At 37.5% G+C, this 24,247-nt stretch carries 20 protein-coding genes; 17 read left to right on the top strand and 3 right to left on the bottom strand.

Annotated elements, in window-relative coordinates:
* The first annotated feature begins 311 nt into the window (after positions 1 to 311).
* The 14 genes from A1704_RS02220 (at position 312) to A1704_RS02155 (ending at position 17,674) form a co-directional block, all read left to right on the top strand.
* Positions 312 to 950, top strand: coding sequence for a cysteine hydrolase family protein (locus A1704_RS02220; protein WP_082798685.1), 639 nt, complete (start codon positions 312 to 314; stop codon positions 948 to 950).
* 260 nt (positions 951 to 1,210) lie between these two features.
* Positions 1,211 to 1,789 (top strand): Crp/Fnr family transcriptional regulator, encoded by a 579-nt coding sequence (locus A1704_RS02215; RefSeq protein ID WP_062670055.1) that lies wholly within the window; start codon positions 1,211 to 1,213, stop codon positions 1,787 to 1,789.
* A gap of 269 nt (positions 1,790 to 2,058) precedes the next feature.
* A complete protein-coding gene (ccsA, locus tag A1704_RS02210; protein WP_062670053.1) occupies positions 2,059 to 5,328 on the top strand; it encodes a cytochrome c biogenesis protein CcsA in 3,270 nt (1,089 codons plus the stop codon).
* A 353-nt stretch (positions 5,329 to 5,681) separates the two neighbouring features.
* Positions 5,682 to 6,548 (top strand): SPFH domain-containing protein, encoded by an 867-nt coding sequence (locus A1704_RS02205; protein ID WP_062670051.1) that lies wholly within the window; start codon positions 5,682 to 5,684, stop codon positions 6,546 to 6,548.
* 83 nt (positions 6,549 to 6,631) lie between these two features.
* Positions 6,632 to 6,820: a hypothetical protein gene (locus A1704_RS02200; RefSeq protein WP_034694367.1), complete on the top strand. Its 189-nt coding sequence runs from the start codon at positions 6,632 to 6,634 to the stop codon at positions 6,818 to 6,820.
* A 232-nt stretch (positions 6,821 to 7,052) separates the two neighbouring features.
* Positions 7,053 to 7,238: a hypothetical protein gene (locus A1704_RS24785; RefSeq protein WP_157885742.1), complete on the top strand. Its 186-nt coding sequence runs from the start codon at positions 7,053 to 7,055 to the stop codon at positions 7,236 to 7,238.
* 56 nt (positions 7,239 to 7,294) lie between these two features.
* The gene (gene amaB / locus A1704_RS02190; protein WP_062670049.1) at positions 7,295 to 8,845 is read left to right on the top strand and encodes an L-piperidine-6-carboxylate dehydrogenase; all 1,551 of its coding nucleotides are present in this window, start codon (positions 7,295 to 7,297) and stop codon (positions 8,843 to 8,845) included.
* A 111-nt stretch (positions 8,846 to 8,956) separates the two neighbouring features.
* The gene (gene lat / locus A1704_RS02185) at positions 8,957 to 10,282 is read left to right on the top strand and encodes an L-lysine 6-transaminase (protein WP_062670047.1); all 1,326 of its coding nucleotides are present in this window, start codon (positions 8,957 to 8,959) and stop codon (positions 10,280 to 10,282) included.
* A gap of 61 nt (positions 10,283 to 10,343) precedes the next feature.
* Positions 10,344 to 10,574, top strand: a complete 231-nt coding sequence (locus A1704_RS02180) for a DUF2007 domain-containing protein (RefSeq protein ID WP_062670045.1) — start codon at positions 10,344 to 10,346, stop codon at positions 10,572 to 10,574.
* Between the two features lie 173 nt (positions 10,575 to 10,747).
* On the top strand, positions 10,748 to 11,260 hold the full coding sequence (locus A1704_RS02175; protein ID WP_062670043.1) for a GNAT family N-acetyltransferase: 513 nt from the start codon (positions 10,748 to 10,750) through the stop codon (positions 11,258 to 11,260).
* Between the two features lie 116 nt (positions 11,261 to 11,376).
* Entirely contained in the window at positions 11,377 to 11,832 is a 456-nt protein-coding gene (locus A1704_RS02170; RefSeq protein ID WP_034694378.1) for a hypothetical protein, read from the top strand.
* Between the two features lies 1 nt (position 11,833).
* Complete coding sequence (locus A1704_RS02165) at positions 11,834 to 13,021, top strand: efflux RND transporter periplasmic adaptor subunit (RefSeq protein WP_062670040.1); 1,188 nt, start codon at positions 11,834 to 11,836, stop codon at positions 13,019 to 13,021.
* Positions 13,021 to 16,167, top strand: coding sequence for an efflux RND transporter permease subunit (locus A1704_RS02160; protein ID WP_062670038.1), 3,147 nt, complete (start codon positions 13,021 to 13,023; stop codon positions 16,165 to 16,167). The genes A1704_RS02165 and A1704_RS02160 overlap by 1 nt, the downstream gene beginning before the upstream one ends.
* Before the next feature lie 91 nt (positions 16,168 to 16,258).
* Positions 16,259 to 17,674 carry an efflux transporter outer membrane subunit gene (locus tag A1704_RS02155; RefSeq protein WP_062670036.1) on the top strand — a complete coding sequence of 472 codons (1,416 nt, stop codon included), beginning with the start codon at positions 16,259 to 16,261 and terminating at the stop codon, positions 17,672 to 17,674.
* 88 nt (positions 17,675 to 17,762) lie between these two features.
* On the opposite strand, the gene A1704_RS02150 is transcribed toward A1704_RS02155, so the two are convergent.
* On the bottom strand, positions 17,763 to 18,743 hold the full coding sequence (locus A1704_RS02150; RefSeq protein ID WP_062670034.1) for a BtrH N-terminal domain-containing protein: 981 nt from the start codon (positions 18,741 to 18,743) through the stop codon (positions 17,763 to 17,765).
* 161 nt (positions 18,744 to 18,904) lie between these two features.
* Here A1704_RS02150 and A1704_RS02145 point away from each other — a divergent pair, with 161 nt between their 5' ends.
* Together A1704_RS02145 and A1704_RS02140 are read left to right on the top strand one after the other, a co-directional pair.
* The gene (locus tag A1704_RS02145) at positions 18,905 to 19,393 is read left to right on the top strand and encodes a GNAT family N-acetyltransferase (protein ID WP_062670032.1); all 489 of its coding nucleotides are present in this window, start codon (positions 18,905 to 18,907) and stop codon (positions 19,391 to 19,393) included.
* Positions 19,394 to 19,395: 2 nt separating this feature from the next.
* Positions 19,396 to 19,878, top strand: coding sequence for a MarR family winged helix-turn-helix transcriptional regulator (locus tag A1704_RS02140; RefSeq protein ID WP_062670029.1), 483 nt, complete (start codon positions 19,396 to 19,398; stop codon positions 19,876 to 19,878).
* Between the two features lies 1 nt (position 19,879).
* Here the strand turns inward: A1704_RS02140 and A1704_RS02135 are convergent, their stop codons facing one another.
* Entirely contained in the window at positions 19,880 to 20,509 is a 630-nt protein-coding gene (locus tag A1704_RS02135) for a hypothetical protein (protein WP_062670027.1), read from the bottom strand.
* Positions 20,510 to 20,678: 169 nt separating this feature from the next.
* On the opposite strand from A1704_RS02135, the gene A1704_RS02130 reads away from it, so the two are divergent.
* Positions 20,679 to 21,260: a YdeI/OmpD-associated family protein gene (locus A1704_RS02130; RefSeq protein WP_062670025.1), complete on the top strand. Its 582-nt coding sequence runs from the start codon at positions 20,679 to 20,681 to the stop codon at positions 21,258 to 21,260.
* A 101-nt stretch (positions 21,261 to 21,361) separates the two neighbouring features.
* Here A1704_RS02130 and A1704_RS02125 read toward each other — a convergent pair whose 3' ends face one another.
* Positions 21,362 to 23,971, bottom strand: coding sequence for a TonB-dependent receptor (locus tag A1704_RS02125; protein ID WP_062670024.1), 2,610 nt, complete (start codon positions 23,969 to 23,971; stop codon positions 21,362 to 21,364).
* Positions 23,972 to 24,247 lie beyond the last annotated feature (276 nt).

Genomic DNA, 24,247 nt, shown 5'->3' with positions numbered 1-24,247 from the left:
TTTATCCAAAAAACATTTTGGTAATCCCGCTTTTATAAAGGTTATTTAAAATTTTTACTTTAAAAATATTTTCTTTTATGACAGAATAAAATAAGGCTATTTTTTTTGCTTATCCAAATCTGATACCGTTAAATTATATTAACTGTTTGTCAATAGTTTTTCTTTAAAAAGATAATAAAATTTTCGTTCTAAACCGATGAGTACGAAAAAAATTAACAATATTAAGTTTTTAGATGTCAATAGTGTTTTTTGAACTAGTTCAAAGGCCAGGCCATGAGACCTCTGTAATTTTGACCTATACAATTTTACTCATGAAAAATAAATTTAAAACTATACTGACCTCTTGTCTGATATTAATTTCAATGATTACAATGAATGCACAACAACAAAAAACGGAACACACGGCACTATTAATTATCGACGTACAAAATGATTATTTCCCGGGCGGAAAAATGACGCTGGAAAAAAGTGTACAGGCCGCTGAAAACACCAGAGGGATTTTAGAATATTTCAGAAACAATCATCTTCCTGTTATTCACATCCAGCATATTTCTACCAATGAGGGTGCAGCGTTTTTCCTTCCAGGTACAGATGGAGCTAAAATCAATCATCTGGTTTTGCCGGAGAAAGATGAAAAAGTGATTGTCAAGCACTTTCCCAACAGCTTCAGAGAGACTGATCTTCTGAATTATCTTCAGTCAAAGACCATTAAAAATCTGGTGATTACAGGAATGATGACAGATGTCTGCGTGGAATCTACCACCAGAGCTGCCTTCGATTTCGGGTTTACCAATATCATTATCGGTGATGCCACAGCCACCGGAAACCGTGAACTGAATGGGGAAGTGATAAAGGCTGAAGAAGTTCAAAGATCCTTTTTAGCAGGGATTTCTGCTCTTGGAAACCTGTATGCCCTCGTAATGAATACAAATGAATTTTTAAGCAAGTAGGCTTCTTTGGATACGAAAGGGCACAAAATGATAGTAAAAAATGTTTATCTCCAATAAAAATTTAAAACAGGTTATCTTGCTGAAAATCTTCGATTTTCTTGCGTCTTAAAATAAACAATATGTATGGTAAAACTTTGCGTCTTTACGTTTACCCAACAAAAATTGAAGTTCTATTGCTTATATATAAAAACGACTTAACATCACTTAATTCAATAAAGGTGTCAATAATTTTGATACCTTTATTTTGTTTAAATTACAGAATGCCCGATCTGCTCTATAAAAATATCAGTAACTATGTAAATCTTTCCCAGGAGGATTTCAACCAGTTTACAAAACCTTTTGAATACAGAAAGTTTAAAAAGAAAGAAATCGTTCTCAAAGAAGGCGACTATTGTAATTTTGAAGGATTTGTTTTGACTGGCTGTTTCAAGGTCTATTACCTGAATGAAAATGGATTGGAACAAACCCTTTATTTTGCGGTAGAAGGATGGTGGATCACCGATATTGACAGTCTTATCAATACCGTTCCCAGTATTCTCAATATTGAAGCCCTTGAAGACAGTGAAGTTTTGATGATTTCTAGAAAAGATAAAGAAAATCTGTATAAAACAATGCCACAGATAGAAAAGCTTTTCAGAATCATGAACCAGAAATCTTCGGTAGCGTTGCAGAGAAGAATTCTTTCCTTAACGGGCAAAACAGCAGACAAACGATATCTTGAATTCCTTGAAAAGTATCCTGGATTGGAACAACGGATTACCCAGCAGCAGGTAGCATCCTATCTGGGAATTACCCATGAGTTTTTAAGTAAGATCAGAAAAAAATTATTGATTGGCTGAAGGGATTTGATTTTTATATCAAAGTTTAGCTATAAACCTATGTTTTACAGTGTTTTATTTCACCTTCATATAGAAGGGTTCAATCATCAGAATAGTTTTTATAAATCTATATCTTTTCGGAATTAGAAATTGAATTTTTCTTAATGTTTCTGGGCTTATTAAGAACGTTTCAAAATAAGCAAAACCAAGGCCAAAGTGATAAAAAACAGCTTTTTTTAAGCTCTTTGTGGTTTATCATGCTTATTTTTGCATGTCAAGTACAATAAATCATGAAGAAGCTCCAAGATATTCTTATCTCAACCAGGACAATGGCTGTATTGTTGCTGGTGTACGCATTCGCGATGGCTTATGCAACGTTCTTAGAAAACGACTACGGAACTCCTACAGCAAAAGCATTAATTTATGAGGCTAAATGGTTCGAACTGATCATGGTCTTACTGATTCTCAATTTCATAGGAAATATCGGAAGATACAGACTGTGGAAAAAAGATAAGTGGCCGGTTCTTGTTTTCCACCTTGCCTTTGTTTTTATTTTTATCGGTGGTGCCATCACCAGATACATCAGTTTCGAAGGACAAATGCACATCAGAGAAGGTGAGACATCCAACGAAATCGTAACCGATAAAAATTTCTTTAAAATTCAGATCGAAGAAAAGGGTGATGTACTGAATTATCAGGATGTTCCTTATCTGATGTCTCCGTTACACAAAGATTTCAAAGCAACTTATGACTTCCACGGAAAAGAAGTGAAAGTGTTTGCCAAGGAATACATCCAAAGAAAAAAAGACAGCCTTGTAGCTGAGCCAAATGGTGCTGAGTATCTTCATTTGGTTTCTACCGGAAATACCGGAAGACAGAACATTTACATCAAACCGGGAGAAACAAAATCCATCAACGGTACTTTGGTGACATTCAACAGAGCTATTGAAGGTGCTGTTGAATTCAAAAATGAAGGCGGAAAATTATTCATCAAAACTCCTGTAGATGCAAGCTATATGACCATGGCTACTCAGGCAACAGGAACTACAGTGAAAGATGAATTCCAACCTTTGGCATTAAGGAGTTTATATACCATTAACGAACTGAAGCTGGTAGTACCTGAAGGTCTTAAAAAAGGAAGACTGATGGCTATTGAAGGCGACAGAAAGAAAGATGCTAACGTTCCTGATATGCTTCAGATTGAGCTTCAGGGTCCAAAAACAAAACAAATTGTAGATCTTTCTGTTGAAAAAGGAAACCCGAATGCTTACAAGCAGGTGACGATGGATGGTTTAAACATCATGGTAGGTTTCGGACCTAAAGTGTACAATACCCCTTTCGCATTGAAACTGGATGATTTCGTGATGGAAACATATCCTGGAAGTTCATCTCCGAGTGCTTATGAAAGCCACGTAAAAATCATTGACGAAGGTAAAGAAACTCCTTATAAAATCTATATGAACCACGTTCTTAACCATAAAGGATACCGTTTCTTCCAGTCGAGTTTTGATCCGGACAGAATGGGAACCGTTCTTTCCGTAAATCACGATTACTGGGGAACATTGATTTCTTACATCGGATACGGACTTTTATTCCTTGGAATGTTTGTCATTTTCTTCTGGAAAGGAACTCATTTCTGGAAATTAAATAAAATGCTGGCTGACGTGAATAAAAAGAAAGCAGCAGGTATACTTTTATTGTTCTTAAGTTTAGGTTTACATGCACAAAAAATCGAAACTCACGGAACTACCGACGGAAGCAGAGAACATATTCACGTGGAAGGAGATAACCATTCTCACGCTCCGGCTCCGTCTGCCCAGCCGCTTGACGGTGCTGCTCCAAAGCAGAACTCTCTGGCAACTCCAATGGGGAAAATGAGATCTATTTCTCCCGATGAAATCATTGCAAGAAACAAAATCAGCAAAGAACATGCTGATAAATTCGGATATCTTTTGGTTCAGAACTTTGAAGGAAGAATTGTTCCTATCAATACAGAGGCAATCGATATTTTAAGAAAATTATACAAGAAAGACGAATTTAAAGGAACAGACGGAAAATCTCTTACAGCCAACCAATGGTTCCTTTCTATCAATACAGATACTCCGAGCTGGACAATGGTTCCTATTATTAAAGTAGGAACTAAAGGAGGTGATGAACTGAAGAATAAAACAAAAGCAGATGAAGATGGTTATACTTCATTGATGAACCTTTTCCCTGCAGATGCAAACGGTAATCTTACTTATATTCTTGAGCATGATTACAACACCGCATTCCGTAAAAAACCGGCTGAACAAACGAACTACGATAAAGAAGTAATTGCTGTAAACGAAAGAGTACAGATTTTCAATGAGTTTTTCAGCGGTCAGTTTATGAGAATTGTTCCTGTGAAAAATGATGCCAACCATACATGGCATTCATGGCTGGATCAGAAATTCGAACCGGATATGGAATCTCAGCAGGTAATGGGACCTTATTTTGCAGAAGCGCTTACGGCACAAAAAACCGGTGACTGGAGCAAAGCAGATGCAGAATTGAAAAAGCTTTCAGACTATCAGCAGAAATGGGGTAAAGCAGTTGTTCCTGCTAAATCCAAAGTAGATCTTGAAGTATTTATGAATAAGGTAGATATTAACTTCAAATTATTGATCTTCTACACGCTTATCGGCGGTCTTCTTCTTATATTAGGTTTTGTTGAATTATTCAAATCAAATAAAGTATTAAATAAAGCAATTAAAGTAATCATTGCGATTGGTTTAATTGGATATCTGTGTCATTTCTTAGGACTTGTTGCAAGATGGTATATCTCAGGACACGCTCCTTGGAGTAACGGATACGAAGCAATTATCTTTATCTCCTGGGTAGGTATTACGGCAGGTTTAATCCTGTACAGAAATGCCAATGCATTGATTCCTGCAGCAGGATTTATGGTAGCTGTTATCATGATGGGATTTGCCCACGGAGGTTCAGCACTTGATCCGCAGATTACACCACTTGTTCCGGTATTGAAATCTTACTGGTTAATTGTTCACGTAGCTATTATTACATCAAGTTACGGATTCTTCGCACTCTCGATGATTATTGCGGTGATCTCATTAGTATTCTATATTATCTCCAATAAAGAAACGTATAAAATTCACCACGATACTACATTGAAGGAATTGGTAATTGTTTCTGAAATGTCATTAACCATCGGATTATTTGCTTTAACGGTAGGAAACTTCTTAGGAGGAATCTGGGCGAACGAATCATGGGGAAGATACTGGAGCTGGGATCCGAAAGAAACATGGGCTTTCATCTCCATCATGGTATATGCATTTGTACTGCACATGCGATTAGTACCGGGATTGAGAAGCAGATGGGCATTCCACGTAGCAACAATGTTTGCATTCTGCTCAATGGTAATGACTTATTTTGGAGTAAACTATTACCTGAGCGGACTTCACTCATACGCAGCGGGAGATCCGGTACCTGTACCAGCCTGGGTATACATCGGAATCTCAACAATGATTATTTTATCAGTTGTTTCTTATATAAAGTTTAAAGCTTTAACAAAGAAATAACGATCTGAACATATAAATTTAAATCCCGGAATTCACTTTCCGGGATTTTTTTATTTCTATTGTTGCTGGATTTGGGATGAGTTGTTAACCTAAGGTTCGCAATGATTTTGGGATAAAATATCGTTCGAAAAGGCGTTTCACTCAGCAAAGAACTAGCGGTCTTAGCTAAACGAATTGGCTTTGTGAACAAAAATATAAGACATCCTAATAAATCAACCTTCCGAACTTTGCATTAGTTAAAAATTCCCGGATCCCAAAACTCGCACCTCAAAAAAATCAAAATTTATCATTCATAATTCAAAATTCATTACTATCTTTATGATATCAAAATAATATCAAATTAAAATTCAATCATGGAAAAAACATTAAAACCCATGTCGGGTTATCTTACATTGGTCATTTGCCTGGCCTTGTTTATTGCAGCAGTATACTTCTTTGTGAGTGGAGTAGATCAAAGTATAGCCTATGTGGTTATCTCTATGCTTTGCTTTCTTCTTTCGTGCTTTTTCTTAAAAGGGTTAATGATTATTCAGCCTAACCATTCGAGAGTATTAAACTTCTTTGGAAAATATGTGGGAAGTGTAAAAGAGAACGGATTATTCTTTATCAATCCTTTATATTCATCACAAAAAATTTCTTTACGTTCCGAAAATCTGCAAGGTCAGACTTTGAAGGTCAATGATAAAATGGGTAACCCTATTGAAATTGCAGTTGTAATTGTATGGAAAGTAGGAGATACTTATAAAGCGGCTTTTGATGTGGAGCGTTATTCAGACTTTGTAAAAATGCAGAGTGAGGCTGCCGTAAGACATTTGGCGATGAGCTTTCCTTATGATAATTTAGAAGATGATCATGCTCCGATTACATTAAGAGAAGGAGGAGATAAAATCAATTCTATTTTGGAGCAGGAACTTACAGACCGTCTTTCAAAGGCAGGAATCGTGATTCAGGAGGCAAGGATTTCTCACCTGGCTTATGCTTCGGAAATTGCGGGAGCAATGCTTCAGAGACAGCAGGCAACGGCTATTGTTGCTGCAAGAACAAAGATTGTGGAAGGAGCTGTAGGAATGGTAGACCTTGCATTGAAAAAGCTTTCGGAAGAAAATATCGTAGATCTTGATGATGAAAGAAAAGCGGCAATGGTAAGCAATTTAATGGTGGTTCTTTGCGGTGAAAAAGCAGCAACTCCCATATTAAATGCAGGAACACTTTACAATTAAGAAGTGAACAATTAATAGTTAGATTTTAGTGCAGATAGCTTTTACACTAAAATAGTCAGAAATAATGTTAGAGAATTTAGAAAATGAAATCAGAAAAAGCTCAGAACTCTTCGGAAAGCAAAGGCAAAAAATCCTTTGTGATAAGGATAGATGAGTCTACTTATAAACTTCTTGAAAAGTGGGCCAATGATGAATTCAGAAGTGTGAACGGACAGATAGAATACCTGCTGCATCAGAGCCTGGTCAACGCAGGGAGGAAGAAGAAAGAGTAAATGAAAGGAAAGAATTGAGGAAGAAGAGTAATCTTTTTGGGAGGCAGATCCATAGAAAATTATGATAACCTCCTTTTTTTAAATTACAGAAAATATAAAAAAGACCTCTTTTTTTGGCTTTACAATAAAGAAATAATAATTTGATTAAGCTTATGTCAAAAAGAAAGCAGAGAAAATTTCTCTGCTTTTTTATTGTATACAACTCTGGAGACTATCTGCTCCAACGTAGAATATGACCAGCCAAATCAAGCCTTTTATGGTAAAGAAAGCTAATCCAGCCCATCCCACACGCTTGAACCACTTTTTAAGCTTTGAGTTGTTTTCTTGTGAATTTTCCATTGGTGATTATCAAAAAGATTACCCTACAAAGATAAGCATGTTTGTAATTAGTCCAAATAAAAAGCCTGTTAAAAATTAAAGTTTTGAGGTTCACATAATATTTTTATCTTTAGAGAGAACGAAAAGTAAGATTTTATGTCAAAAAAAGTAAAGGATTTCGGAATTGAAAAAACACTTAGAAATCTTGGTATCAAAGAAGAGAACAAAGGGACTTCAGTGGGCGGAAAATATTTCGCTTCAGGAAAGGTGATAGAAAGCATTTCTCCTGTAGACGGAAAGTTGATCGCTAAAGTAAAAACTTCCGGAGAAAGTGATTATGACAAAGTAATTGAAACTGCTCAAAAGGCATTTCAGGAATTCAGGCTGATTCCCGCTCCCAAAAGAGGAGAGGTGGTAAGACAGCTGGGCTTAAAATTAAGAGAATATAAAGACGACCTTGGTAAACTTGTTTCTTATGAAATGGGGAAATCATTACAGGAAGGTCTTGGTGAAGTTCAGGAGATGATCGATATCTGTGACTTTGCAGTTGGACTTTCAAGACAGCTTCAGGGGTACACTATGCACTCTGAAAGACCTGGACACAGAATGTATGAGCAATACCATCCGCTGGGAGTTGTTGGGATTATCACCGCATTCAACTTCCCGGTAGCCGTATGGTCCTGGAACACTGCATTAGCATGGATCTGTGGTAACGTTACCATTTGGAAGCCATCTGAGAAAACACCGCTTTGTGCTATTGCATGCCAGAATATCATGATGGAAGTTTTGAAGGAAAATAATCTTCCTGAAGGAATTTCAAGTGTATTGGTATCGGACCACGAAATCGGGCAGAAACTGGTAGATGATAAAAGAGTAGCGCTGGTATCTTTCACTGGATCTACAAGAGTTGGAAGAATGGTTTCTTCTAAAGTAGCTGAAAGATTCGGAAAGTCTATCCTTGAATTGGGTGGAAACAATGCGATCATTATTACAAAAGAAGCTGATATTGATATGTCAATTATCGGAGCTGTTTTCGGAGCTGTAGGAACTGCGGGCCAAAGATGTACTTCGACAAGAAGACTGATTATCCATGAAAGTGTGTATGATGAAGTGAAAACAAGATTGACAAAAGCTTATGGTCAGCTGAAAATCGGAAACCCATTGGATGAGAAAAACCATGTAGGACCGCTTATTGATACTGATGCTGTAAACCAATACGAAGAAGCCATCAAAAAATGTAAAAAAGAAGGTGGAAAATTCGTTGTTGAAGGCGGAGTTTTATCTGGTAAAGATTACGAATCCGGATGCTATGTGAAACCTTGCGTAGCGGAAGTGAAAAATTCTTATGAAATTGTTCAGCACGAAACTTTTGCACCAATCCTATATTTGATCAAATACAAAACATTAGAAGAAGCGATCGCTATTCAGAATGATGTTCCTCAGGGATTATCTTCTGCGATCATGACCCAGAATCTAAGAGAGGCAGAATTGTTCCTTTCTCATGCTGGTTCAGACTGTGGTATTGCCAACGTCAATATCGGAACATCCGGTGCTGAAATTGGTGGAGCTTTCGGTGGTGAAAAAGAAACCGGTGGTGGAAGAGAGTCAGGATCTGATGCCTGGAAGTATTATATGAGAAGACAAACCAATACTATCAATTACACTGCGCAACTTCCTTTGGCACAGGGAATTAAATTTGATTTATAAAAGCTTTACTTAAAGCACTCAAAAAACATAAAACTTAATAACCTGAATGATTAAAGGCTTCATTTTTGGATCATTTAATCGTTCATTTATTAAATCACACTACAATTTATTATGGAACACACATTAGATATAAAAGCAAATAAAGTAAAAGAAACAGTAGGAAAACATGTGTTGGCAGACGGTTTCGATTTTGTGATGGATATTGAAAAGTCACACGGATCATGGCTTTATGATAAACTGACAGACAGAGAATACCTGGATATGTTCTCTATGTTTGCATCTGCATCCATCGGATACAACCACCCTTATCTTGTTGAAAGATCAGAATGGTTAGGAAGAATGGCTGTTAATAAACCTACTTTGGCTGACGTTTACTCGGAAGAATACGCTCATTTCCTTGAGGTATTCGAAAGAGTGGTTATCCCTGAAGAATTACAATATGCTTTCTTTATTGAAGGCGGAACAATGGGGGTTGAAAATGCAATGAAAGCATGCTTCGATTGGAAAACCCGCAAAAACTTTGAAAAAGGATTAGACACTGAAGCTGGAATCTGTATCCACTTCAAACAGGCTTTCCATGGAAGAAGTGGTTATACTTTGAGCCTAACCAATACTTCTGACCCAAGAAAGTATCAATATTTTCCAATGTTTAACTGGCCGAGAATTTTAAATCCAAAATTAAAGTTTCCCATCACAGAAGAGAACCTTGAAGAAACTATCAAAAACGAAAATCTTGCTTTACTTCAGATTGAAGAGGCTATTTTGATGCACCCTGATAAAGTGGCTTGTATTATCATTGAACCTATTCAGGCTGAAGGAGGTGACAATCATTTCAGAGACGAATTCTTATTAGGATTAAGAAGAATCTGTGATGATAACGAAATCTTACTTATTTTTGATGAAGTTCAGACAGGGATTGCCATTACAGGGAAAATGTGGGCTTTCCAGCATTTCACAGCAAAACCGGACATTATTTCTTTCGGGAAAAAAGCTCAGGTTTGTGGTGTGCTGGCTAATAAGGAAAAATTTGATCAGGTTCCGAACAATGTTTTCAGGGAAAGTTCAAGAATCAACTCAACATTCGGAGGAAACTTTATCGATATGCTTCGTTTCCAGTTGGTAATGGAAGTGATTGAGAAAGAAAATCTTGTTGAGAACGCAAGAGTAGTTGGAGATTTCTTACTGGAAAACTTAAAAGCTCTTGCTGAAAAATATCCTGATAAAATTTCCAATGCAAGAGGAAGAGGCTTGATGTGTGCTATTGATCTTCCTACTGCAGAGCAGAGAAACCACCTGATGAACGAGCTTTTCAATGACGGATTGATTATTCTTCCTTGCGGGGATCAGTCTCTTCGTTTCAGACCTCACTTGAATGTTACTAAAGAAGAAATCCAGCTTGCTTTAGACAAAATTGAAAACAATATTAATAAAATTTAAAATCCGGAATTTGTAATTTTAAAAAAAACATTGTATATTTAGATACTCAAACAATTAGAATATGGAAAGAAGTACGAGAGTATCAGTTTATGAAAGTGATAACCCTTCAGAAATTCAGTTGGTTAAGTCTAAATTGGATGACGCGCAAATTGCAAATACCGTTGAAAATAATTATCTTACGTTTACCACTACGCCAACAGCCACTTCGCTGAAGGTAATGGTAGATCTGGAAGAAGAAAAAAGAGCATTTGAAATTATTGATGCTTACCTTCAACAAAGTGAAAATCAATAAACAATTTCATAATTTTAAATTTTACTACTTCGAACCGAAAATTAATTTTAATTAATTTTCGGTTTTTTAATTGCAAACCATCAAAAAATAAATATTTCAAAGATTGAACGAAAAGCAATAACTCTGATTTTAAATTCTTAAATCATTCAATCTTTTAATCAAATTTTTATAACATGAATCCAGAGATTAAACTAAGACAAGCGGAAATTGAAGACAGAAACATTATTTGGGAAATCATTCAGCAATCCATCGAAAGAAGAAGACAGGATGGAAGTACCCAATGGCAGAACGGGTACCCTAATCTCGGGACAGTGGAAAGCGATATTGCGAAAGGATTTGGTCACGTTATGACAGTGGATGGAGAGATTGCAGTATATGCAGCACTTATTCTGAATGATGAACCTGCTTACAGCACCATTGAAGGAGCGTGGTTAAGTGATGGTGAATTTGTTGTAGTTCACAGAGTGGCTGTAGATGAAAAATTTGCAGGACAGGGAATGGTAAAGAAGCTTTTTGATCAGATCGAAGAATTCACTAAATCCCATGGAATTCAGAGTATTAAAGTTGATACCAATCATGACAATATTGCCATGTTGAAAATCCTTGAAGGCAGAGGTTATTCTTATTGCGGAGAAGTTCTTTTGAAAGACGGAATGAGAAAAGCTTTTGAGAAGATTATAATTTAATCAAAAAGTTAAATCAACTTTCATTGAATTTTTAAAACGCCCTGTATTTATAAACTCTATCAGGTTTGTTCGTTTGGTTCTGAACTAATTTCTACTTTTGTTCAAATTTTTATATTATGCACCAAAGTATAGAAATTGATGAAAAAATTTTTCAAGATGCCGTAAAATTCTATGGCACCGTGTTTAGCTTACCCCCTTTAGCTTCAAAAATTTATTCCTACCTTCTTTTCGACTATGAGAAAGTAGGAATTACTTTTGACGAGTTTGTTGAAGTGCTCTCTGCGAGTAAAAGCTCTGTTTCTACCAGTATTTCATTACTGCTCAATGCCCAGCTTATCGTAGATCATAACAAAATGGATGAGCGGAAACGGTATTTTTTCATCAATGATGAATACAAGAAAATACGATTCGAAAAAATTGTCCAGAAAATGCAGGACGAACTAAGACTATTAGATGATTTAAACAATTTTAAAAAAAGTAAAGACGATGGATACAACGAAAGAATAGAAGTTTACAAAGCACTCTTAAATAAAAACATAGAAAATATTCAGGAATCTCTTAATAAACTATAAAATGAATAATAAGCTAGTTATACTTTCCATTGCAGCGCTTTCACTGACTGCCTGCAAAAAAGAAGCTCCGAAACAGGATGGTGCCAAGCCATATCCTGTTATCTCAGTGGAGTCAAAAAATATAGTGGGTTATCAGACGTTTCCGGCTACCATCCAGGGTAGGGTAAACAATGATGTACGTGCAAAGATACAAGGGTATATTACCCAGGTATTGGTAGATGAAGGACAATATGTTACCAAAGGACAGCCTTTGTTCCGTCTGGAAACCAATATCCTGAACGAAAATGCAGCAGCTTCCAAAGCAGGAATTGGTGCAGCGGCATCCAGTGTTGCGGCGGCTCAGGCTTCTGTAAATGCAGCTCAGGTTGAAGTAAACAAATTAAAACCTCTTGTTCAGAAAAATATCATCAGCAACGTACAGTTACAGACTGCCCAGGCTCAGTTGGCTCAGGCTCAGGCACAGTTACAGCAGGCCAATGCAGCCAAAAGACAGGCTGAAGCCAATTATAAAGGGGTGGAAGCCAACATCGAATATTCTATTATCCGTGCTCCTATTTCAGGGGTAATCGGAAGACTGCCATTGAAAGTAGGAAGTTTGGTAGGGCCGTCTGATCAGACTCCTCTGACAACGATTTCTGATACCTCTGAGATCTATGCTTACTTTGCCATGAATGAAAAAGAATATTTTGATTTCCTTGAAAAATCTCCTGGAGCTTCTATGCCTGAGAAAATCAAAAACTTACCTATGGTTGAACTTCAGTTAGCCAACGGAAGTCTTTATCCTGAAAAAGGAAGAATTGAAGCCATTACCGGCCAGATTGATCCTACAACCGGAACCATTCAGTTCAGAGTTGCTTTCTCTAATGCCCAGAAATTATTAAGTAATGGGAACAGTGGAACGATCAGGTTCCCTCAGCATTATGACAATGTACTTGTAGTACCTGAAAGTGCTACTTATGAGCAGCAGGGTATTGTTTACGTTTACAAAGTAGAAAAAGGAGATACTGCCAGAAACGTTGTTGTGAATGTTATCGACAGAATCGACAATATGGCTCTTATCAAATCCGGAGTTAATAAAGGTGAAAGAGTTATTGCAGCTGGTATCGGAGGTCTGAAACCGGGAACAGCCGTGAAACCACAGCCAATTAAAATGGATAGTCTTGTTCAATCAATAAAACCGAAATTCTAATGATAAAAAACTTTATTAACAGACCGGTTTTATCCACCGTAATCTCAATCCTGATTGTGATTCTCGGTGTGCTGGGACTGATCTCGTTACCGGTTACACAGTATCCGGACATTGCACCGCCTACGGTAAGTGTCTCCGCAAACTATACGGGAGCCAATGCCGAGACGGTAATGAAAAGTGTAGTAGTACCTTTGGAAGAACAGATCAATGGGGTGGAAGGTATGGATTATATCACTTCCAGTGCCGGAAACGACGGTTCTGCCCAGATCCAGGTTTTCTTCAAACAGGGAATAGATCCGGATATTGCAGCGGTAAACGTACAGAACCGTGTAGCGAGAGCTACCCCGCTTTTACCTGCCGAAGTAACGCGTTCAGGGGTAGTAACCCAGAAGCAGCAGACCAGTGCCCTGATGTATATGTCCTTCTATTCTGAAAATAAAGACCTGGATGACGTATACCTTCAGAACTTTTTGAATATCAATATTATTCCTAACCTGAAAAGGGTAAATGGTGTTGGAGATGCGAACGTTTTCGGTGGTAAAAACTACTCGATGAGAATCTGGCTTGATCCTGCAAAAATGGCTGCCTACAGTGTAACGCCTACTGATGTTACCAATGCCATCAATGAGCAGAGTAGAGAAGCGGCGGCAGGTTCTATCGGCCAAAACAGCGGTAGTTCTTTTGAATATATCATCAAATACGTAGGGAAATTCAACGATAAGGAACAATACGATAATATCATCATCAAATCTCTTGCAAACGGACAAAACCTGATGCTGAAAGACGTTGCTAAAGTGGAACTTGCAGGACAGTCTTACACAGGAATCGGGGAGAACGGAAACAATCCTTCCATCAGTATGGGGATCTTCCAGACTCCGGGATCCAACGCACAGGAGATTATTAAAAATATCAAAGCCTATCTGAAATCTGCTGAGGGAACTTTCCCACAGGGAATCAAGTATACTTTCAACTTCGATACCAATGAATTCCTGGAAGCTTCTATTGAAAAGGTAGTTCATACCCTTATCGAAGCCTTCATTCTGGTATTTATTGTAGTATATATTTTCCTTCAGGACTTCAGATCTACGCTGATCCCGGCTATCGCGGTTCCGGTATCTATTGTGGGGGCATTCTTCTTCCTGAATTTATTCGGATATTCATTAAACCTCTTAACCTTATTTGCATTGGTACTGGCGATTGGTATTGTAGTGGATGATGCCATCGTCGTCGTCGAGGCCGTTCACGCCAAGATGGAGCATGGTATTTCCGATGCTAAAAAAGCAACAGTAGAGGCGATGGATGAGATTACGGGAGCTATTATCTCGATTACTTTGGTAATGGCAGCGGTATTTATTCCAGTGACGTTTATTACAGGTCCTACTGGGGTATTCTACCAACAGTTTGGTATTACGCTGATTATAGCCATCATCATTTCTGCGATTAACGCATTAACGTTGAGTCCGGTTTTATGTTCATTATTCTTAAAACCTCACGAAGCGCATCATGCAGAATATAAAAATCTGAACCTGTTACAAAAGTTTTTCTATAAGTTTAATATTGCTTTTAAAACAACTACTGAGCGTTACGGAAGAGGATTTGTATTCCTGTTGAGACATAAATGGGTAACCCTGATTATTTTCGCTGTTACCGGAGGTATTCTGTTCTGGGCAAGCAGCAGCATGAAGAAAGGGTTTGTACCTACAGAAGACAGAGGGATTATCTTTACCGATGTTCAGCTTCCTCCGGGAGCTTCTATGGAAAGAACTTACAACGCATTGAAAACTCTTCAGGCTAAGGCATTGAAAGTTCCGGGCGTACAGAACGTAACGATCTCAACAGGTAGAGGATTCTTATCCGGTAACGGAAGTAACAACGGTCTTGCATTTGTGAAACTGAAACCATTCGAAGAAAGAAAAAAAGACGGACAGACTTCTGAAGATATCACTAAAAAATTATTTGGAATCGTAGGATCTGTTCCTGATGCTAAAGTCGTATTCTTCCAGCCGCCAAGTGTACCGGGATTTGGTAACAGTGCAGGTTTTGAAATGGTATTGCTTGATAAATCAGGCGGAGAATATGCTGATCTGGATGCTAAAACCAATGAATTCATCGGTAAGCTGATGCAGAGACCTGAAATTCAGTTTGCACAGACTTCATTCAATACCAAATATCCTCAGTATCAGATGGAAATTAATGTTCCTCTGAGTAAGCAGCTTGGGGTTTCTGTAAACGAGATTCTGGCTACGATGCAGGGGTATATCGGAGGTATTTATACTGCAGACTTTACCAAGTATGGAAAGCAGTTCAGAGTGATGGTTCAGGCTCTTCCTGAAAACAGAAAGAATATTGAAAATCTGAATCAGCTTTATGTGAGAACAGGATCAGGGATTATGACGCCGATTTCACAGTTTGTAACATTAACAAAAGCCTATGGACCACAATCCGTAAGCCGTTACAACCTCTTTACTTCAGTGAAGGTAACGGGAGCGAACTCTGACGGATACAGTTCCGGGGATGCAATTGCCGCAGTACAGCAGGTAGCGGATGAAACCCTGAATCAAAACTATGCCGTAGAATTTACCGGATTAACGAGAGAAGAATTAAATTCAGGATCTCAAACGCTTTTGATTTTCGGACTGAGTTTGATCTTCGTTTACTTTATCCTTTCTGCACAGTATGAAAGTTATATCCTTCCGCTGATCGTCATTATTTCTCTTCCTCTTGGGGTAATGGGAGCTTATTTCGGCCAGAAGATCATGGGACTTGAAAATAATATTTACTTCCAGATTGCCCTGATCATGCTCGTGGGATTGCTCGCGAAGAATGCAATTCTTATTGTTGAATTCGCGGTTCAGAGAAGGCATCATGGAGAAACCATTGTAATGTCAGCCATCAATGCAGCGAAAGCCAGAGTGAGACCTATTCTGATGACCTCATTCGCCTTTATTTTCGGTTTATTGCCGTTAGTGCTGGCAAGTGGAATTGGAGCAGTAGGTAACAGATCTATCGCTACGGGTGCCGCCATCGGACTATTGATAGGAACTGTTTTGGGATTATTTGTAATTCCGGTTCTGTATGTGATTTTTGAAACACTACAGGAAAAAATTAAACCTATCAAAAAAGAAGATATCAATTTAGCAGAATAAAATTAAGATTTAAGAAATTAGAAGTTAGCAATTAGAGATAAGTCTAAAAACTAACTTCTAACTTCTAAACTCTAACTTCTAATTAAAAATAATGAAGAGTTTATTAAACATCATAAAAGGAATCACTTTTTCAGTTTTCATACTCGGAGCCATTTCATCCTGTATGGCAAGAAAAGAATATGAAAGACCGAAGAATGTTGTAGACGAAAAGCTGTTCCGTACAGATATGCTTCCTTCGGACAGTACGAATATTGCAGATATTTCCTGGAAAGAGATATTTACTGATCCGATATTGCAGGGGCATATTTCTAAGGCACTGGAGAACAATCTTGATATCAGAATTGCTTTGGAAAGTATTAATTCTGCGGAAGCGTATCTTAAACAGAGTAAAGCAGCGTATCAGCCGACACTTTCTATCGGACCCAACTATACCTTTCAAACTCAGTCTATCAATACACAGTTTGGACAGATCATCGGATCAAGACGTTATGTGAATCAGTTTGACATTACGGCAAGTATCGGATGGGAAGCTGATATCTGGGGTAAATTGAAGGCACAGGAGAAAGCACAGCTGGCCACTTATTTAGGAACTGTTGCAGCACATAAAGCGGTTAAAAGTAGTTTGGTGTCTTCCATTGCTTCTGCATATTATCAATTGTTGACATTTGATGCACAGAAGAGAATTATTACGGAAACCATTGCAGTAAGAGAGAAAAACCTTGAAGCTACTAAGGCTTTAAAAACTTCCGGAACAGTTACTGAAGTAGCAGTACAGCAAAGTGAGGCTCTGGTTTTCAATGCCAAATCATTACTGATTGATATTGATACACAGATACAGTTGCTGGAAAATACCATGAGTCTTTTGATGGGAGAACCTTCTCACGCTATCGAAAGATCTACATTGGAAGGGCAAAAGCTTCCCATCGATTTGAAATTAGGTTATCCTACTCAACTTCTTGCCAACCGTCCGGATGTTATGAGAGCAGAATATAATTTAATGAATGCTTTTGAGTTGACCAATGCTGCCAAAGCTCAGTTTTATCCAACTTTAAAACTGACAGGAAGCGGAGGTGTACAGTCAGTAGATATTGATCACCTGTTTAGTGTGAACTCTTTATTTGCCAATGTAGTTGCAGGACTGGCTCAGCCGATTTTAAATAAGAGACAGATTCAGACCAACTATGACGTAAGTCTTGCCAATAAAGAAACTGCCTATTTAAACTTCAGAAAAACAGTTTTGACTGCCGGGAAAGAAGTTTCGGATGCTATCAGGGTTTTCTCTGTTCAGGATTCATTCATTGAATTGAAACAAAAAGAGCTGGATGCCTACAAAAAATCGGTTGACTATTCCCAGGAATTAGTGAACTATGGTATGGCGAACTATCTTGAAGTATTGAATGCAAGTGTGAATTCATTGAATGCAGAACTTAACATTTCCAATGCAAGATACAGTAAAATGAAAGCAGCCGTAGAGCTTTATCAGGCTTTAGGCGGAGGCTGGAAATAACTGTTTTCAGCAATGTAATATCATAAAAACGTATGTCAGGAATGGCATACGTTTTTTATTTCAAACTTAAAGAGTTTGCAAAAAATAGCTAGAGTGTCGCCAATATTTCCATCGCTTTTTTCTCTTTTTCAGATATCGTTTTTAAAATATCCGAAGCCTGTTGAATATATTTTATTTCCTTTGTCTGGCTCACTTTTTCAAACAGCTGAGATACATTTGTCCAGAGTCCGGCAATTTCAGTGAAGGCTTCATAGCCTGTGTTCAGCGGATCAAGTTGAATCAGTTCATAACTTTCTTTCAAAAAATCACGGTATAAATTCCTGAACAGTGCACCTCCGGTTCCTGCTTTTTCCATTAGTAAAGCCGCTTGCTTAAATTCTCCTTCAATATCTTTACTTGTATTGAACCATTTGATAATTTCAGCACTTGTTTTTAAAATCCCTTTGTAAGAAATATTGGTAATGGGTGGATTCAGATATTCAGCTGCATTATTTTTGATCGCAGTAATGATGACTTTTTTCAGATCAAATTTTCTGTCTGTATTCCTGAGGGTATAATACAGATTTTTGGAAGCCATCGGACCTTTTTCAGAACGGGCCATAGCCAGACTTTTTAAAGATGTTTGTACTTGTCCGCCTTGTTGTCTGGTATCAATCAGGAAAGCATTTTCATCATCATAACCATAAATAGCAGCATAATGTCCGGCAAAATGGAAAGGATTTGAGAAATATTCAAGATGATAGCAATCCATTTTCAATCCTACTGCCTGTCCGTCATTGAGAAGTTCTTTAACCTTATCCCAGGCCTTTTGTTGTGAAGAAGTTTCCTTTACAGTTAATTCCAGATTCAGATTTCTGGCTAAATTTTGAGTGAGCAGATCAGGTTTTATCCGTCCTCCTATGAAAGGAAAGTCCATCGTTTTCATATTCCAATAAATAAAACCGAGACCTTCACCCAACCCGAAAAGCATGGGTTCGGAAAGTTCAATTCCAATGTGTTGTAATAATGTTCCTGTGGCAGTAGTTTCACAATGTTGTCCGCTAAAAGGCTTCAGGTTTTCTATTTTCATTTTGGCGTGGGTTATTAATTTTTGGGCAAAGAAAATTACATAAATATCGTTATATATAAATTCCCTTTTTTGAAATTCAGTGTTAAAATCTTTTAAAAAGTAGAATTGATTTGCACATATGTATTCAACTACGTAGTTTTGTACTTTAAAATATAAACACTATGAAATTAGAAATACAACCCATAGGAAATTCTTATTCGGAACAAGCCATTGATTTGATTTTGACGATCCAGCAGAAAGAGTTTAATATTCCGATTACTATAGAAGATCAGCCTGATCTTTTGCAGATAGAAAGTTTTTACATGGAAGCCGGAGGTAACTTTTGGGGTGCTTTTGTAGATAATCAGCTGGTAGGTTCTATAGCATTGGTTAAATTTGATGAAAAGACAGGAGCCATCAGAAAAATGTTTGTTAAAAAGGAATTCAGAGGAAAAGAACTGAATATTGCGCAAGAATTACTGGAAGTTTTAATTTCTTTCTGCCGCGAAAACAGAATTGATGATTTATATTTGGGAACCATAACGGTACTGAAAGCAGCCCAGCGTTTCTATGAAAGGAATCTTTTTGTAAAGATTGAAAAAAGCGATCTTCCCGTGAAGTTTCCTCTAATGAGTGCCGATGATCTTTTTTACCACTTAAATCTTGACTGAATATGAATGTAATCAACGAAGCAGGAATTCTTGCCATATCCACCAGACTGCACCGCCTAAGCGAACAACTGAGGAAAGACGGAGCACTCATCTATAAAGCATTCGGAATTGATTTTGAACTGAAATGGTTTCCGGTTATTTTCACCATTTATAAAAAAGAAATGGCAAGTGTTGTTGAAATAGCCAATGAAATAGGATATACCCATCCATCCACCATAACACTGCTCAAAGAACTTGAAAAGCAGGAGTTGATCCAATGGGAAAAAGATAAACAGGACGAGCGCAAAAGGCTTTTTAAACTCACTTCAAAAGGGCAGGAGCTCATTGAAAAAATGAAACCCGTTTGGGAACTGATGTCCCAGATTTTAGGTGATATTGCAGACAATAAAAATAATCTGCTGACTGCCATTGATGAAGCCGAAGAGAAAATTGCCAATCAGTCCTTTTATCAGAGAGCACTGCAGGTGAAGAACTCGAAAAAATAATTTATTCTATTATGATGTCAAGTGGATCTCTGACAGGCATGATACTTTTTAAATATTCTTTATCTTCTGCAGTTAGCTCGTCTATGCCCAGTGCAATATCTTCCCACGCTTTTCCGTCGTGCCGTGTAAGGGCCAATTCAATGGATTGAATTTTAGGCTTTTTATTAAGACCCAATATTCTTAAATCTATTCTTTGTCCTTCTTTTATTTTACCTTCTTCAATTTTTCCTATTAAGAAAAAATTTCTTCCTGTAATCTGAAATGTATTATTGAGCTTAAAGTGAGCAACAGTTAAATGATGCCAGTGATATCCACAATATCTGCATTGCTTAGCATGTGGAGTACGGGCGAGTTTGTGGCATTCAGGACAATTGTTGAAAAAAACTTTTTCGGGAGTTTCTGCCATTATCCGGGTCACAACATTTTGTTCAAAAGTTTGATATCCATGTTCTAATAGTTGTATAACTTCAGGATCAGAATTTATCCAGCCTCGTTCTATCATTAGATTTCTCATATGTACACTTTCAGAACTCTTCAAAGTATACATATGATGATTCAGTGCTAATGATTCATCCTTTGTCATTAATTTGCTAAAGTATCTAATAATATAATCTATAGTTTCTCTGTCCATATTCAATTGATAAGGTAGAATATTTTTAATGATTTATTTTGACTAATTTATCATTTATTTCTTTAATAGGCTTATATTATGGGATGTCATAATTAATTATTTGAAATTTTTATACTGACAAACTATTGTCACTAAAGTATTTTAATTTTACAGTAATAAAAGAAAAGCTATGCGTAAAATTACAGAGAAACAGACCTTTCATGTCAGGACAAAGACAGAATGGCGGCAATGGCTTGAAGAGAATCATCATATAGAACAGTCTGTATGGCTTATTTGCAATACCACAAAATCAAATTTGCCCATTGTTCACTGGACGGATCTGGTAGATGAAGCCCTTTGTTTTGGTTGGATTGACAGTACAAGGAAGACGATTGATGAAGGTTCGTTTATGCAGCTATTCAGCAGACGGAAACCGAAAAGTACCTGGTCAAAAATTAATAAGGATAAGGTTCAGAAACTGATCGAAAATAAGCTGATGACAAAAGCAGGATTTGAAACTATCCGAATTGCAAAAGAGAATGGTTCCTGGAATATTTTGGATTCTGTAGAAGATCTTACTATTCCTGAAGATCTGAATGAAACATTTAAACTACATGAAGGTTCCGAAACCTATTTTCTAAGTTTAAGCAAATCCATGAAAAAAATGCTGCTGCAATGGATTGTGTTGGCCAAAAGACCCGAAACCAGAAAAAACCGTATTGACGAAATCGCAAAACAAGCTGCTCAACATAAGAAACCTAAAAATTTTTAAGCTGTAAAAGATAGAACCTTATTTTTAATGCTTATTATGAAAATAGGCTGTCCCAAAAATGGGACAGCCTATTCAATTGATTCATTATTGAAATATATTACTTAAAATCTCAAAGTGGCTGCAACAGACCACGTTCTTCCAAAACCAAGGAATCCTGTATTACCGTCTGCAACTCCCTGGTACACTCTTCCAGCTTCCTGATACGTTTTTCCTGCATCCGGACCATTCGCAATTTTATCGCCTGCAAAGATGTTGGAGCTTAATTCAGAAATATAATATTTGTTGAATAAGTTGTATACGTTCGCTCTCAATGTTAAAGACTTTTTCGCATCCAATGTAAACTTGTAAGAAGCCCCTACATCAAATAAATGATAGCTTGGCAATTTTACAATTCCTTTTTCTCTTGCGGCTTCCGTAAGGAAGTTGATCGGGTTGAACTGAGCATAAAGCTTGTCATAATATTCCCAGTTGGCATCGATACTGAATGCTTTGGTGATATTATAATCTGCACCGATGCTTGCAGTTGTTTGAGCAGCATCTCCAACCTTCAGGTCTTTGATATTGATGGTTCCGGTTGCACCAGCTATTTCCTGGTTGTTCTGAACATCAAGGATGTTGAAGTTAGCATTTCCTTTATATTTCCAGTTACCCATTGATACCATTCCTCTTAATCTTAGATTCGTAAAAGGTCTGGCTTTTGCTTCCAATTCGATTCCCTGGTGGAGCTGACCTACGTTCAGAGCATTGTAGAAATATGCACTTCCAAGGTTAAGCTGAGGGAATTTAGCAACATCTGCCGCTGTAGCATTGAATGTTCTTGAGATAAATCTGTCATCCCACTGCGTTCTGTAAGCATTGATGTTCACATCTATATAACGCGATTTGAAACCATATCCTAATTCCACAGAGAAGATCCTTTCATTCTTAGCATCATTATAGATATTCTGGTTGGACGGGAATAATGCATTGAATAAAGGCTGTCTTGAGATAACTCCTGTATTGAAAAATACATTGTGGTGGTCGTCAATATTATAGTTGGCACCTCCTTTTACAATATAACCTGTTTTATGATACCATTTTGTCTCCTGATTTCCAGGAGTATATAGCATATAGTCTCTTCTCTTGTAATATTGCTCGGAAACAGATCCCTGGACAGATGCACTTAGCTTCTCAGAACTGTACTCCACCATTCCATAAATACCAGCCCATTTTACCAAACCTTCATTATGGATAGATACTTTCTGAGCATCTTTAAGCTTTGTAAGAGGTTCCGGTTTTACCGTTTGATTGATATAATATCCTTTTGGAGCATTTGCTGTACCAGGAACAAATACAGCATCAGATCCCAACATATCCGTTACAATGTCATATAGAGCTCCTTTGTAAGTTTTAAGATCAATCCCTCCGTTGAAAGTCCAGTTATTTTTTTTGTAATTAAGGTCTGCGATTACTCCATACCAGTCGTGAGCATTGATACTTTGCTTTCTCACAATACCAGTGGTTCCGTTCAGAGTAGATACATATTGTCCGTTATAATCACCAGGAGAGCCTGCAGGAGCCGTAAAAGTAGATTTCTGGAAGCTATTTCCATTATAATCCGTTACCATACCGCCTCTGTTATAACGATAAATCATATCCCAGTTGATTGTACCGTCACCACCTGCTCCATAATTCATGAAGTTCATAGTTTGTCCGGCTGCGTTTTTGATAGAACCGTTAAGTCCGGTACCACCGCCACCGCGTCCCCATGAACCATAAAGAACTGTGGATAATTTAAGATTGTCATTCATTGTCCAGTCCCAGTTCAATGATGCGATAGGCTTGTGATAGAAGTTAGGAGCAAGGTTGAATTGAGAACCATTCAACATTCCTGTCTGTGGGTTGTATCTTCTTCCGTAAGTTTCAAACTGTTGCAATGTTGCCACATTGGCTCCGGTTGCAGAAGATCTTCTTGTATCGTGTACCTGAGGAGCTCCGGTAGCAATTAAATTGAAAGCATGCTTTTCATTAGGTTTAAATCCTGTAGAGAAAAACCATGAGTAACCTTCTCCTTTTGTTCCATTGATGTATCCGTCACCTTGCCAACGGGAAAGCAATACGGTTGTTCCCCATTTGTTTTTTAATCCGGAAGAATACATAGCAGATATTCTGGAGTAGTTGTCATTTCCAACTTCTCCTTTCACCATTGCTTTCTGTTCAGAATCGGTAGCTTTGGTAACAATATTGATGGTTCCTCCCACGGAAGGAACAACAAATTTAGATGCTCCCAAACCTCTTTGAATCTGAATATTGCTCGCAATGTCAGCCAAACCGGTCCAGTTGGACCAGTAAACGGTACCTCCCTGCATATCATTCACAGGCTGTCCGTTGATGATCACAGCAATGTTAGCTCCGTCAAAACCTCTCATGTTGATTCTGCTGTCTCCGAAACCACCACCTACTTTGGTCACGTAAACGGATGGAGTAGACTTCATAATTTCAGGGAATTCTCTGTTTCCCAGTTTCTCCTGAATTTCTGCAGCCTTAATGTTGGAAACCGCAACAGGTGTTTTTCTCTCTTTGGCTGTTTGGGAAAGGTTTCTACCCACCAACATAACCTCATCAATAGATTTGGATTTCTCTAAAGAATCCTTCGTACTCTGCCCATAATAGATGGCGGCCGTAGGTAATACAAGCGCTATAATTAGTCGCTTTTTAAAAGTAATGCTCATGAAATAAACTAGCGTGTTTGATTTTTAAGGCTGCAAAGATGGATAATTATTTTTTAATTAAGTATTAAATCTTAACGAAGTGATTTTATTCAGTTTTTGGAATATGCTTTATTTCTCTCTTTTTTGAATATGTTAACTATTCCACATCTTTCGTTTACAATTTGTTATATAAAAGAGATTGATCAAAAAAATGGCTTGTTTTTAACGGGTAAAAATAATTATGCGGTTCTCCACATTTTTAAACAAAACTCAATATTGTTGGAAAATATACTATAA

Source organism: Chryseobacterium cucumeris (assembly GCF_001593385.1).
GTDB classification, from domain to species: Bacteria; Bacteroidota; Bacteroidia; order Flavobacteriales; family Weeksellaceae; genus Chryseobacterium; species Chryseobacterium cucumeris.
Note: the sequence above shows the minus strand (reverse complement) of the source record. Positions and strands in the feature narration are given on the sequence as shown.